The sequence below is a fragment of the uncultured Veillonella sp. genome, from assembly GCF_963522475.1.
Taxonomy (GTDB): domain Bacteria; phylum Bacillota; class Negativicutes; order Veillonellales; family Veillonellaceae; genus Veillonella.
The window spans coordinates 16679-30664 of record NZ_CAUQYW010000001.1 but is presented as its reverse complement, the minus strand read 5'-3'; the positions used below and the strand labels follow the sequence as shown (position 1 = coordinate 30664).

At 37.9% G+C, this 13986-nt stretch carries 12 protein-coding genes; 8 read left to right on the top strand and 4 right to left on the bottom strand.

Annotated features, from left to right (window positions below):
- Positions 1-1518, top strand: a complete 1518-nt coding sequence (gene thiM, locus RWP19_RS00155) for a hydroxyethylthiazole kinase (protein WP_314355947.1) — start codon at positions 1-3, stop codon at positions 1516-1518.
- Between the two features lie 251 nt (positions 1519-1769).
- Here thiM and rbr read toward each other — a convergent pair whose 3' ends face one another.
- Complete coding sequence (gene rbr / locus RWP19_RS00150) at positions 1770-2315, bottom strand: rubrerythrin (protein ID WP_295209961.1); 546 nt, start codon at positions 2313-2315, stop codon at positions 1770-1772.
- Between the two features lie 607 nt (positions 2316-2922).
- Here rbr and RWP19_RS00145 point away from each other — a divergent pair.
- The 5 genes from RWP19_RS00145 (at position 2923) to RWP19_RS00125 (ending at position 6118) form a co-directional block, all read left to right on the top strand.
- On the top strand, positions 2923-3126 hold the full coding sequence (locus RWP19_RS00145) for a DUF951 domain-containing protein (protein WP_295257287.1): 204 nt from the start codon (positions 2923-2925) through the stop codon (positions 3124-3126).
- A 9-nt stretch (positions 3127-3135) separates the two neighbouring features.
- Positions 3136-4167: a selenide, water dikinase SelD gene (selD, locus tag RWP19_RS00140; protein WP_314355945.1), complete on the top strand. Its 1032-nt coding sequence runs from the start codon at positions 3136-3138 to the stop codon at positions 4165-4167.
- A gap of 161 nt (positions 4168-4328) precedes the next feature.
- The gene (gene yedF / locus RWP19_RS00135) at positions 4329-4928 is read left to right on the top strand and encodes a sulfurtransferase-like selenium metabolism protein YedF (protein ID WP_314355943.1); all 600 of its coding nucleotides are present in this window, start codon (positions 4329-4331) and stop codon (positions 4926-4928) included.
- 123 nt (positions 4929-5051) lie between these two features.
- Positions 5052-5309, top strand: coding sequence for a DUF3343 domain-containing protein (locus RWP19_RS00130; RefSeq protein ID WP_295211002.1), 258 nt, complete (start codon positions 5052-5054; stop codon positions 5307-5309).
- A gap of 98 nt (positions 5310-5407) precedes the next feature.
- Positions 5408-6118 carry an NAD(P)H-dependent oxidoreductase gene (locus RWP19_RS00125; protein ID WP_314355942.1) on the top strand — a complete coding sequence of 237 codons (711 nt, stop codon included), beginning with the start codon at positions 5408-5410 and terminating at the stop codon, positions 6116-6118.
- A gap of 67 nt (positions 6119-6185) precedes the next feature.
- Here RWP19_RS00125 and ychF read toward each other — a convergent pair whose 3' ends face one another.
- Positions 6186-7292 carry a redox-regulated ATPase YchF gene (ychF, locus tag RWP19_RS00120; RefSeq protein WP_008602886.1) on the bottom strand — a complete coding sequence of 369 codons (1107 nt, stop codon included), beginning with the start codon at positions 7290-7292 and terminating at the stop codon, positions 6186-6188.
- Positions 7293-7672: 380 nt separating this feature from the next.
- Here ychF and RWP19_RS00115 point away from each other — a divergent pair, with 380 nt between their 5' ends.
- Positions 7673-8845, top strand: a complete 1173-nt coding sequence (locus RWP19_RS00115) for a class I SAM-dependent methyltransferase (RefSeq protein ID WP_314355940.1) — start codon at positions 7673-7675, stop codon at positions 8843-8845.
- A gap of 204 nt (positions 8846-9049) precedes the next feature.
- On the opposite strand, the gene RWP19_RS00110 is transcribed toward RWP19_RS00115, so the two are convergent.
- On the bottom strand, positions 9050-10024 hold the full coding sequence (locus tag RWP19_RS00110) for a diaminopimelate dehydrogenase (RefSeq protein WP_314355938.1): 975 nt from the start codon (positions 10022-10024) through the stop codon (positions 9050-9052).
- Positions 10025-10306: 282 nt separating this feature from the next.
- Between RWP19_RS00110 and RWP19_RS00105 the strand changes: the two genes are divergently transcribed.
- Entirely contained in the window at positions 10307-12529 is a 2223-nt protein-coding gene (locus tag RWP19_RS00105) for an autotransporter outer membrane beta-barrel domain-containing protein (RefSeq protein WP_314355937.1), read from the top strand.
- A gap of 148 nt (positions 12530-12677) precedes the next feature.
- Here the strand turns inward: RWP19_RS00105 and RWP19_RS00100 are convergent, their stop codons facing one another.
- Entirely contained in the window at positions 12678-13907 is a 1230-nt protein-coding gene (locus tag RWP19_RS00100) for an LL-diaminopimelate aminotransferase (RefSeq protein ID WP_295257272.1), read from the bottom strand.
- Positions 13908-13986 lie beyond the last annotated feature (79 nt).

The window sequence follows — 13986 nt, the reverse complement described above, 5'->3', positions numbered from 1 at the left end:
ATGACCTATGAAAATCCATATATGAATGGTCAAATTTGGCCTAAACTCAATATATTAGAAATCTTGCGCCAGAGAAACCCTCTCGTTATTTGTATTACCAATGATGTAGTGAGGACCTTTACGGCCAATGGTTTACTCGCTATTGGCGCATCACCGGTGATGAGTGAGTGTAGTGAAGATTTGAAAGATCTCATCGTCCATGCATCGGCGCTACTCATCAATATTGGTACTCTTACACCAGACAAAGTTAGTTACTACAAAGATGCTATAGCACTGGCGAAGAAACATGAGGTTCCTATCGTTTTAGATCCAGTTGGGTGTCATGCGGGGGCTTATCGTTTATCTGTGGTTTTAGAGTTGATTCATACTGGGGCTATCTCTTTGTTGAGAGGGAACCAAAGTGAAATCAAAGCTATTTATGATGCACTTAATCCTGATAATAAGAAGGATGACTCTACTACCGGTAAAGGTGTAGATGGGGCACAGGTCGAGGATAGTGCTGTTATCGCATATCGTTTAGCGCGCCTTATTAACTGCCCGGTCGTTGCAACAGGTGAAGAGGATTATGTGTCCGATGGAACTCGGGTCTTTGCCGTTCCTCATGGACATCCTATTATGACGGCTGTGACGGGTACGGGCTGTCTATTAGGGGCTGTATTAGCGGCTTTCTTTAGTGCTTATTATCCGTGTAAAAATAGACTGTCTATCGGTGAGTTTCTCGCTTACGCATTGGCTTACTATGGTTTAGCTGGTGAAAGTGCAGTGCAAGTAAGTGGTGTAAAACCGGGTAGTTTTAGTGTAGCCTTTATGGATAGTTTATATACACTCGATGATACGGTGCTTATGTCTGAAAATCGTATACGGCCTGTAGTTGTGCCAGATCAATTACAAGTATATTTCATAAGTGGTACGCAAGATGTGGAACTGAATGAAAATCGTTTACTCTCTATCGTAGAGGAGGCTTGTCGAGGCGGTGTGACTTGTTTCCAATTTAGAGAAAAGGGCGTAGGTACTTTAGTGGGGCAACAGAAACTAGAGTTAGCCCAACAGTTAAAACAAATCTGTGCTAAGTACAATGTACTCTATATTATTAACGACGATGTAGACTTAGCAGTAGCTGTTAATGCTGATGGCGTTCACGTAGGGCAAGAGGATATGAGCCTAGAAGCAGTTCGTAATCTTGTAGGCCATAAGGTGGTTGGCATCTCCATTCACTCCGTAGAAGAACTTCATAAGACTGATATAATTTATGCTGACTGTGTAGGTGTAGGTCCTATGTATGCTACAAGTAGTAAACCTGATGCACAAGAGCCATGTGGACCGGAGCGTATCTCTGAACTACAAGCAGAAGGCTTGACCTTACCATGTGTTGGTATTGGGGGAATAACTTTAGACAATGCGAAGCCTATACTAGAAGCGGGAGCCTGTGGTGTTGCCATCATATCTGCTATTGCTCATGCAGATAACCCTTATGAGGCGGTACAACAGTTTAGGCATTTAGTGGATAGTACTAAATAGTTGCTATTACTATAAGATAATTTATGGATTATTACGCTCTATTAGCAATATAAACAGGGAATATAATCAAATAAAACACAACCAAAACACAACCTTAATAGCGAATAGAACACAAAAAAGACGATGACCTTAGTCATCGTCTTTTTTAGGAAGTTGTCAGTACTTACTGTAAGATTATATATCCTTACAGGTATGGTTAATTTAAATCTGCACTTACAGGTTGTTAGGTTAGTTAGTGTCGTACTTACAGATTAGAAGGATTCAACCAAACGTTGGAAGAAAGCTTGTGGGTGAGCACATACTGGGCAAACTTTAGGAGCTTCTTCACCAACGTGTACATAGCCACAGTTAGCGCAGATCCAAGCTACTGGTTCGTCGTTAGTGAATACTTTGTTACCAGATACTCGAGCTGCTAATGCAAGGTAACGAGCTTCATGACGAGCTTCGATTTTACCAACTTCGCGCATTTGGTAAGCGATTTTTGCAAAGCCTTCTTTTTCAGCTTCGTTAGCGAAATCTTTGTACATTGTAGTGTGTTCGTAGTTTTCGCCAGCTGCTGCATCACGAAGGTTAGCTTCGATATCGGAAGATACGTCGCCACCATGAAGAGCTTTGAACCACAATTTAGCATGTGCGGATTCATTGTGAGCTGTTTCTTCGAAATAATCAGCGATTTCATTCATGCCAGCTTGACGAGCAGCTGCAGCGTAGAATGTATATTTTTGGAATGCTTGGGATTCGCCAGCAAATGCTGCTTGAAGATTTTTTTCAGTGTTAGAACCTTTTAATTCTGCCATTTTAATACTCCTTTGTACTTACGATAATTTCAAAATTTGTTACTTAACTTATATATTCATAACCACTTGGTTGTGAAAGCAATGTAATAGAATACTTATTCTAAAATTTAGTGGGCGACTTCGCCTTAGTCAGAAAACTTATTCTTAGCTTAATTTAAATAGACACTTGTCTAATATTTAAAAATAGTACTTACTGATTTGTGTTTTTTCGGCACTTGCCGTCTTAACAGTTTTATATACAATGTGTTATCCGTATACTTAACGAATAATCATTGTTGACTATATTGTAACATACTAAATGAGAAATGCAAGTATTTTTGTAAAATTTATTTCGAAAATTTTCTAAATGATAAATATTATCAATGCAGTAAAAATGCGGTTTCTTTAAGACTGAATAGTATAGGATTTATGAAATAAGCTAATTTTGATATTGAGAATGATAACTAAATGAAAAATCATTATTGATTAGTAATCAATAATATTTTCGTTACATGTACTAATAACTACTCGTAAAATGACTATATAAACTATAGAATTATGATATGTTTATGGAACTTTGTATTTTTTGTATAATAAGTATATACATACTAACGAAAAAGGAGGCGCTATGGCATTTATTAGATATTATGTAGGCGATGTGGTCAAGATGAAAAAATCACATCCTTGCGGTAGTGACGAGTGGGAAGTGAAGAGGATTGGCACGGATTTTCTCATCGTATGTAACGGCTGTGGTCATCAACTGCTGATGCCGCGCCCTAAATTTGAAAAGGCGGTCAAGAAAATCGTTTCCCGATTGTCCGAGAATGAGTAAGGAGGTCTTATGGTACGACTTACCGACTATGTGACAAATGGGGGCTGTGCGTGTAAGATTGGTCCTCATATATTAAATCGTGTTTTGAAAGCAGTGACACCTGTTACAAATGACCAAGTTTTAGCGGATATGACCGGTTCTGATGATGCGGGTGTATATAAAATCTCTGATACATTGGCATTAGTTCAAACATTAGACTTTTTCACACCTATGGTTAATGATCCTGTTTTGTTTGGTAAGATTGCTGCTGCCAATGCATTAAGCGATGTGTATGCTATGGGTGGAGCTCCATTGACTACTATGAATATTGTAGGCTTCCCAGTACCTCTTGTAGAGCAAGGGATCTTAACAGACGTGTTAAATGGCGCGGGCTCAATCGTCGCCGAATCGGGTGCGGCTATCGTAGGTGGACATAGCATAGAAAATAAAGAACCTATCTTTGGTATGTCTGTGACAGGGCAAGTGAATCCCAATTGCATCTGGAAAAACAAAGGGGCCCAAGTAGGGGATGTATTGGTCTTAACAAAACGTATTGGAACAGGTATTATGAATAATGCGCTGAAAGCAGATTTATTCCCTATAGGCACAGAGCAAGCTGTCACTAGTATGAGTACTTTAAATAGAGTAGGTGCAGAGGTAGCTCATAACTTTACCATCCATGCTTGTACGGATGTAACAGGTTTTAGTCTAATGGGACACTCTGTAGAAATGGCTAGTGCCTCCGATGTGACAATACATATTAAGGCTTATGATCTTCCTCTCTTTGATGATGTCATAGAAGCGGCTCAAATGGGATTAGTACCAGCTGCATCCTATGGAAATCGCAAGGCGATAACAGATGTACAAGTTGATGAAGCTTTGGATGCAGTGTGGACGGATATTCTATTCGATCCACAAACCTCGGGTGGTTTACTGTTCTCTGTTCCTGCTAATGAAGGTGAACAACTCGTAGAGGCGTTACATAAGGCTGGTATAGACTGTGCGGCTATTATTGGTACTGTTGAAAGTTTCAGTGGGCTAGCGGTACGTGTTACAGAATAGATTTATAAAAACAAGTTTTCTACTATTGGCAATCGATATTTAATTACAATATCATTAGCTGATAGCTGATAGCTGATAGCTGATAGCTGATAGCTGATAGCTGATAGCTGATAGGTAATACTTTTACAAAATATATAATGTATATAATACAGAGGTGTATGATGAGCAATACAAAGGAATTGACTGTTGATGTGCGTGGTAGCTTGTGTCCAAAGCCTGTAATTGAAACCAAGAAGGTAAGTGATGCGAATCCAAGTGCTATTATTACCACTATTGTAGATAATGAAGTGAGTCGTGATAATGTAGAGAAGTTCGGCAAGTCTCGCGGTTATGGGGTGGATATTCGACAAGACGGTAAGGATTTCTACCTCACTATGACCCCTAATGATAATCCAGTAGCAGATGGTAGTTGTGAACCAATGAGTTATGGTAACCGTGTCATCTTGATGACAAAGGACTATCTTGGTGAAGGTAGTGAAGAGTTAGGCCGTAACCTAATGAAAACGTTCTGGGTGTGCATGCTTGAAGCCGATGTAAAACCATCTAAAATCTATTTCATAAATAGCAGTGTTAAGATGGTTGTAAATGATTCTGTTCATTTAGAAAATATTAAAAAACTAGCTGATGCAGGTGTTGAAATTGCAGCCTGTGGCATTTGCCTCGATTTCTATGGTGTGAAAGAAAATGTTGGCGTCGGCAGTATTACGAATATGTATGCTATTACAGATTCTATTCTTGGTGATAATATTGTTAAACTATAATTGGTAGTTTTCTTTTTAGGTACAATGAATTAATTGTTAGAGTACACTAGAATTCTTATTTCTTATCTGAATGGTTAAGAAATAAGAATTCTAATATTATGTATTGCAGTAGGGGGTGAGGCCGTGAATAATAAAAAGTTGCTAGTCGTCTTTACGTCCTATTATTTTGGGGATAAAGCGGATAAGGTATTAACAGAATTAGAGGTACCTCATCAATTGATGGCTACACCTCCAGAGCTTTACGATATGTGTGGTTTATCTGTGCAAATAGATCCAAGTATTGTAGAGCAGGTTCAGACTATTTTTAAAGAACATAAGATTAGTACATCTGGCCTCTTTTGGTATGAAAAAGGTGAGCTGTCCGTACCATATAAAGCCTAGACAATGTCTAGGCTTTTTTATATCGATTTTTATATGATTTGAACGTTGATTATGATACTATAAAGACATGATATTTTTTATCAATTATGGAGGTATATATGAGTAAATATGAAATAGAAAATGTAAAATTAACCGCTCCTAAATTGGATCGTAATGATTTAGAATATGCTATGACATATCGTTATGCATGTAAGAAATTTGATAGCACTAAAAAGATTAGTGATGAAGACTGGAATGCTATCTTGCAGGCTGCACGTTTGTCTCCTACATCTTTAGGTTTTGAAGCATATCAGTTGTTAGTTATTCAAAATCCAGAAATTCGTGAAAAAATGAAAGCTTATGGTTGGGGGATTTTAGCAGGTCTTGAAGCTAGTCATGTAGTAGTTTTCTTAGCTCGTAAAAAAGCAGATCTTGAATTCGATTCTCCATATATTCGTCATATTCAAGAAGAGGTTAAACAATTACCTGCTGAAGTTGATGCGGCATATCGTGAAAAATATGCTCAATTTACAAAAGAAGACTATAAAACATTTGAGTCTGAACGTGCTGCTTTTGATTGGGCATCTAAACAAATATATATTGTTATGGCGAATATGATGACTATGGCGGCGTATGAAGGTTTAGATTCTTGTGCTTTAGAAGGTTTTAATCAAGATAAGATGACTGCTTTCTTAGGTGATGAACTTGGTCTCTTCGATACTAAACATTTCGGTATTTCTGTAATGGCTGCCTTTGGCTACCGTGATGAAGAACCTCATCGTAATAAGACACGCCGTACAATGGATGAAATTGTAAAAATAGTTGAATAAGACACTATGAAATAAAAAAGACAGTAGATCTACAAATCTACTGTCTTTTTTATTTTCATGATGATATTTATACGTTGAAGCGGAAGTGAGTTACATCGCCGTCTTTCATAACGTAGTCTTTACCTTCAAGGCGTACAAGGCCTTTTTCTTTAGCTGCATTTTGGCTGCCACAAGCTTGTAAGTCATCGAAGGATACGATTTCAGCTCGGATAAAGCCTTTTTCGATATCAGAGTGAATTTTACCAGCTGCTTGAGGTGCTTTTGTGCCATTTACGATTGTCCAAGCACGAGCTTCCATTTCACCAGCTGTGAAGTAGTTGATAAGACCTAAAAGTGCATAACTTGCTTTAATAAGTTTAGTTAAGCCGGATTCCTCAAGACCAAGATCTTCAAGGAATGCAGCGGATTCTTCTTCGGACAATTCTGCGATTTCAGATTCAATGCGAGCGGAAACAACAACGATGCCAGCACCTTCGTTTTTCGCATATTCTTCAACGCGTTTTACGTATTCGTTGGAAGAGTAATCAGATACTTCATCTTCAGAAATATTGGCTACATAAAGAGATGGTTTTGCTGTAAGCAATGTCAACTCTTTGATCATTTCTAATTCTTCTTCTTCAAGACCTTGTGCACGAACAGGTTTAGCTTCGCCTAAACCTTCAATGATGCGTTCAAGCAATGGTAATTCAGCACGTGCATCTTTATCGCCAGATTTAGCAATTTTTTCAATACGTTGTTTACGTTTTTCTACGGACTCAAGGTCAGCAAGGCAAAGTTCAGTGTTGATGATTTCGATGTCACGGATTGGGTCGATAGAGCCAGAAACGTGAGTAATGTTAGGATCATCAAAACAACGAATAACTTGGGCAATGGCATCTACTTGGCGGATGTGGCTCAGGAATTTATTACCTAAACCTTCACCTTTAGATGCACCTTCTACAAGACCGGCGATATCTACGAAGCGCATAGCCGCCGGAAGGATGCGTTTAGAACCGAACATTTCAGCTAATACAGCTAAACGATTATCTGGAACATCAACAACACCTACGTTTGGTTCGATTGTGCAGAATGGATAGTTGGCAGCTTCAGCGCCTGCTTTAGTAATGGCGTTGAATAATGTACTTTTCCCAACATTTGGAAGGCCTACGATGCCTACTTCTAAATTTGTGCTCATGGTACCACCTTTTATTAATTTCATTGATTTCGTTCATGTTGAAAGTTTCGTAAAACTCTACTAATTAAATATTATATCATATGTGAGATATAACTTTACAATACAATACTTAATTGTATAATTAAAATAAAATTTTTTGTATATAGTGTATTTTTTGTATAAAAGGTTTATAATGTCATTGTAAGACTTTAAATATTTATATCAGATAAATTTATTTTATAATTAATGAAAATTAAATTATCTATGTTGAGTTTTTTGATTATATATAAAAATATTTGATAAATTAATCTTTGAAATGTGAAGAGCGTAACTAGATGAGTTGAAGGACTAACTTGTGAATAAAGTCTGTATAACGCATCTTGACAAGAAAGGACATGATTATGTTTTCTAAACTTTTTGATAGTTTTTTAGTACACTATTTGGAACGATTCAATGATCATTGTTTTATTGTAAAAGTTGGGGATAATCAGTATACGATTGGTGAAGGAAATCCCGAATTTACGATTATTGTAAATAGAGATATATCTAAGAAGGATGTATTGGTATCGGCCGAACTTGCTCTCGGCGAAGCATATATGCGTAAAGATATAGAAATTGAAGGTGATTTATTCAAAGCTCTTTGCGTTGTTTTAGGTCAGGTTAATAAAGATTCTATAAATAAAAAAGTGCTTAGTTCGCTATTTAATGTAGGTCTTAAAAAGAAAGATCAAAAGAAACAAGTATCTTCTCACTATGATTTAGGTAATGATTTTTATAGTTTATGGCTTGATAAGACTATGAGTTATTCTTGCGCATATTTCAAACATGAAGATGATAGCCTTGAAGATGCACAATATCAAAAGGTACACCATATTCTTGATAAATTACATTTAAAAGAAGGAATGACACTTCTTGATATTGGTTGTGGTTGGGGATTCCTTCTTATTGAAGCGGCACGAAAATATGGTGTTAAAGGCTATGGCTGTACATTGTCTGAAGAACAGTGGAAGAAAGGACAAGAACGAATTAAAGAGTTTGGTCTCAAAGGTCAAGTTGAAATTGAACTTATAGATTATCGTGACGTGGCAGCATCTGGTCGTCAGTTCGATCGTATGGTTAGCGTAGGAATGTTAGAGCATGTGGGTAGAGCTAATTTCCCTTTATATATGGAAGATGCATCAGCAATGCTTAAAGATGGTGGGTTGTTCTTACTTCATTATATTAGTGACCCTGCTGAAAAAGAAACGAGTGCATGGATTCGTAAATATATCTTCCCAGGCGGATGCTTACCTTCTCTTCGAGAAATGATTGGCTTTGCTTACGAGTATGATATGGATGTACTAGATGTAGAAAATTTACGGTTGCATTATTATAAAACATTAATGCATTGGTATAATAATTTCCAAGGAGTTCGTGATCAAGTAGAAAAGGTACGTGGTACTGAATTTGTCCGCATGTGGGATTTATATCTTTGTGGTTGTGCTGCTGGTTTCTATATTGGTAATATGGACTTACATCAAATCCTTATGACAAAAGGTGTTAATAACGATTTACCATTGACTCGTTGGTACTAATCGTATTGTAGTGTATATACAAAGGGGACCATCTTAGGATGGTCCCTTTGTTGTATCTATTATTTTGCTTGCAAACACTAAAAATCAACTGTACTTATAGTAGATTTTTTATTATATATGTATTTAATATAAATGTATTTATAGCATATAGTGAAAGCATAAAAAAGAGGATAACCGAAGTTATCCTCTTTAATATTTATTGAATTATAGAGAGTGAGCTCGTAATTCTTCAGCAGAATGTGTAGAAATCCAAGCTGGTGGAATGTCGAATACAGTGTAGCAACCTGTGCCGCCATGTTTAGCAAGACGGTAGATACCACGAGCATAAGCAACGAGTGCAGAGCCTGTGAATTCAGGATTAGAATCAAGTTTCAAGGAATATTCGATAACGTGACGAGTACCTTCTGTGCTTTCACCAGAGCGAAGAACGAAGCCACCATGTGGAATGCCTTTGTGGTTGCGATCAAGTTCTTCTTGAGAAATGAAGTTTACTACAGTTTCATAACCTACGAAGTAGTTTTCCATAGTTTTGATTTCGTTTTCAATTTTAGCTTTGTCAGCATCAGGAGCAGCTACTACATAGCACTCACGAAGGTGACCTTTGTAGCCATCAACATCTGGAGTTTCACCATTACGGATTGCTTCAATGTATTGTTCTTTGGGAACAGTGTATTGACGAGCGTCAAGAACGCCATCAATACGACGGATAGCATCGGAGTGACCTTGGGAAACGCCACGGCCCCAGAATGTGTAAGATTTGCCTTGAGGCAAAATGCTTTCAGCGTACACACGTTGTAAAGAGAACATGCCTGGGTCCCAACCGCAAGAAATCAATGTAGCAGTCTTAGCTTCTTTAGCTACTTTGTCTACGTTTGCGAAATGTTCAGGAATACGTGCATGTGTATCGAAGGAATCGATACAGTTAAAGTATTTTGTTACCATTGGAGTCTGTTCGATAAGGTCTGTTGCAGAACCGCCGCAAAGAACCATAACATCGATTTTACCTTTAAAGTTTGGTAGGTCTTCCATAGTATATGTAGGAACACCGGAAACTGTTTCTAAACCTTTACGGCGAGAGAATACACCAACAAGCTCCATATCAGATTGTAATTTTACGGATGCTTCAACGCCACGACCCAAGTTGCCGTAGCCAACGATACCAATACGAATTTTGCTCATATTAGCCTCCTATATAAATCGAGAAATTTAATAATTAATATTTTTATTATACCACAAAACTAGGGGGCTTTGATATTTTTCTATAGAATTAAATAGATAAGTAAATAAAAAATAATTTATACACTTAAAAATATACTTTGAAATATAACTATATCGATACATTGCGTATTGTTATACACATAAAATAAAAAATCATATGAGTAAAAATTGACACGTATACCCCCGATATAGATACAATTGAACTAGCTTTATTTATAGTTTGAGTGTTATAGGAGGTATGAGATGAGAAGAAAAGTAAACGCTACTGTTATAGCGGCATTGATTGTAACAGGTGCAAGTGCTTTTACCATGGTATCCGCTACGACTGTTGAAAGTCATACAGATGGCAAATCCATCGGTCTTAACTTGTGGGGTGAAAATAAACACTTCACAGATGACTTAACTGTCAATGTATCTGGTCTTGGTGTGAACGGTAAAAAATACCATAACAATGTGACTGGGATTTATGCACTTGATGGTACACAAGTAGCTATCGACAAGAATGTAACCGTGAAAATTACGAATCCAGCGCCGGCGGAAAGCGGAGAGAAACGCAGACCTGATTTGGCACATTATTACATGAGTGGTATCTATGCTGGTTATGGCGGTTTAACTAGTGATGGTAATAATGATGATACGCGTGTAACTGTAAAAGGCAATGCAAATATCGATGTAGTCGGTGTTGGTTTGCAAGCTAATAAAGACGGTTATATCCGTGTGCTGGGTGGGGCCGATATAAAAACAAATCCACTTGATACATCTGATACGTATTCTGCTTTATCTGAAGAAGGCTTTGTTTATGTAAATACTGGTATAGATGGATTACGACCAGGTACTAATGATGTGAAAATGTATGGTAATGTGGGGTTTTTAGATAAAAATTATGGTATAGAGAAAAATCCTCATAACCATGGTTCTGAAATTTCATTAGGCTTAACGACACCCAATTCTAAATTAGTAGGTGGTGTGCTTAACGAATTTGATGAAAGCAATAATAATCCGTACCATGGCGGTTTGCGATTATATTTACAAAATGGTGCTACATGGCGCAATGAATGGTTAGGTGCTGAGCGCGTATATCCTACGCAAGGTCGCCCAGATAATGTAAACTATTTATATACAGGTAGCCGTGTAGAACATTTCATAGGTGGTAAAGATGCCGCTAGCAAAGGGATTATCCAAGCTGTAGACGCTCGGCCTATTACGATTAATAACTATGCTGGTCATACAGCTATCGATTACGAAAAGGGTGCTCCTGCATCTGCACAAGGTAAAGGCCAAGTAGTTATCAATCATGCCGATAAGGGATCATCTGTGACTATGCGCAGTTCTGCAGAGGCCCTTAAAGGTTATACAAATATTAATAATCCTAGAGGTACATTGCACCAATTAGCAAATAAGTTAACATACACTAATTTTAATAAAGGGGAACGTAATTTAGGTGTAAATGTACAGGTTGATGGTGGCCTTATTAGTCCTACATACTTTACTAATCTAGGTACAGAAAGCTTTACTATCGATGGAAAAGCTAGCGTTACGGATCAAGCAGTGGTAACGACTCGTGAAAGTGAACTTGTATCTGGCGTTAAGAGTGCACTAGCTTCCTCTATGATGCAAATGAAAGCAGATACAAATGATTTACAACGCCGCCTTGGTGATGTACGCCTTAACTCTGATAAACATGGCGTATGGGGTAAATACATTGGTGGTAAGTCTAAAATTACAGATGATGTCTATGTAAACCAAACGTACAACATGGCTCAAGTGGGTTATGATACATTGCGTGGTGACTGGACTGTTGGTGGTGCGTTACTATACGGTACAAGCAATAACGATTACGCTCTCGGCTCTGGCTCTGGTAAGACGACTGGATTAGCTGTATATGGTGCTAAACAATTTAAGGATGGCCGTTATTTAGACGTAATTGGCAAAGTGAATCGTTTGAAAAATGATTTCACTGTACGTAATACCTTAGGCACTACATTGAGTGGTGATTATCGTAATACAGGGGCCTCCTTAAGTGTTGAATACGGTAAACACATTAAAAAAGATAATGGCTTCTATATCGATCCTAATGCAGAGTTGACGTTCAGCCGTTTGTCTGGTGAAAGCTTCGATGCACGTACCAATACAGGCAGCACAGTGCATATTGATTCTGATGCGGTAAATTCTGTTATTGGTCGAATTGGTGTAGGGATTGGCAAGGAAAGTAAAAACAGTAACATATTCCTTAAAGCTGCGTTAGCTCATGAGTTCTCAGGTAAAATGAATGCTACGTACAGCATGGCCAGTGAGCCAACTACAGGTAGCGAAGTGAACCTAAAAGATACATGGCTTGACCTTGAACTCGGTGGTTCTTGGAGCATACGACCTAATACATATGTATATGGTACTTTCACTAAAAACTTTGGGGCTACTGTAGATAACTCCTATCGTATTGACGCAGGCATTCGCCATAACTTTTAATAGATAGATGATAGTAGTAATTTAGGCTACTATTAACATATCTATTATTAAATTATTAAAAAGTAAATAATCATATATATTAAGGCATAGAAAAGACCGACTACCTTCCTTTTGTAGGATTGTAATCGGTCTTTCAGTTTTATCGGTATTAGAATTTTAATGTTTTAATTCTTTCAACGGCACGAATTGTGTTTTCACGGCTGCCAAAAGCTGTTAAACGAAGGTAACCTTCGCCGTGAGGACCAAAACCAGAACCTGGTGTGGATACGATTTGAACTTTTTCGAGCAAGAGGTCGAATAATTCCCAACTAGTCATGCTACCAGGCGTTTTAAGCCAAATGTATGGAGCGTCTACGCCGCCGTATACAGTAAGTCCGATAGATTCAAGACCTTCTTTGATGATGCGAGCATTTTCTTTGTAGTACGCAATATTAGCGCGAGTTTGTTCGCGACCTTCTTTAGAATATACTGCTTCTGCACCGCGTTGAACGATATAAGGCACACCGTTGAATTTAGTACATTGACGACGATTCCACATAGGGTTCAAAGGATGACGTTCGCCAGATTTAGTTTTACCTGTTACTTCTTTTGGAACTACTGCGTATGCACAACGTGTACCTGTGAAACCTGCAGTTTTGGAGAAGGAACGGAATTCGATGGCTACTTCACGAGCGCCTTCGATTTCATAGATGGATTTTACAGTGTCTTCTGTACTAATGAAAGCTTCGTAAGCGGAGTCGAACATCAAAATTGCATCATTATCTTTACACCATTTGATCCATTCTGTTAAACGAGCACGGCTTAAAACAGTACCTGTCGGATTGTTAGGGGAGCAAAGGTATACGATGTCTACTCTTTCAGAAGGAAATTCTGGGGAGAAGTTATTTTCTGCGTATGTAGGAAGGTATACAACCTTTTGGAAGATACCATCTACTGCTTCGCCAGTACGACCGCCCATAACATTGGAATCAAGATATACAGGGTATACTGGGTCTGTAATTGCGATGGTATTATCTTCGCTGAATAACTCTTGAATGTTACCAACATCGGATTTTGCACCGTCGGATACAAATACTTCATCAATTGCAATATCTAGACCTAATGGTTTGTAGTCACCATCAATGATTGCTTGACGAAGAAAATCATAACCTTGCTCAGGTCCGTAACCGCGGAATGTTTCAGCTTTGCCCATTTCTTGGACTGCTTTACCCATAGCATCTACGATAGCAGGAACAAGTGGTAAGGTTACATCGCCAATACCAAGACGAATAATGTCTGCGTCTGGATGAGCTGCTTGATAATCCGCTACTTTTTTAGCAATGTTAGCAAATAAATAAGAACCTTGTAGGTTTAAATAGTTTTCATTAATATTAGCCATAATGACTCCTTTTTATAATCAGATTTCTCTATATATAGTAAATTATATAGAATAATGACGCAAGGATTTTCTATAGAAT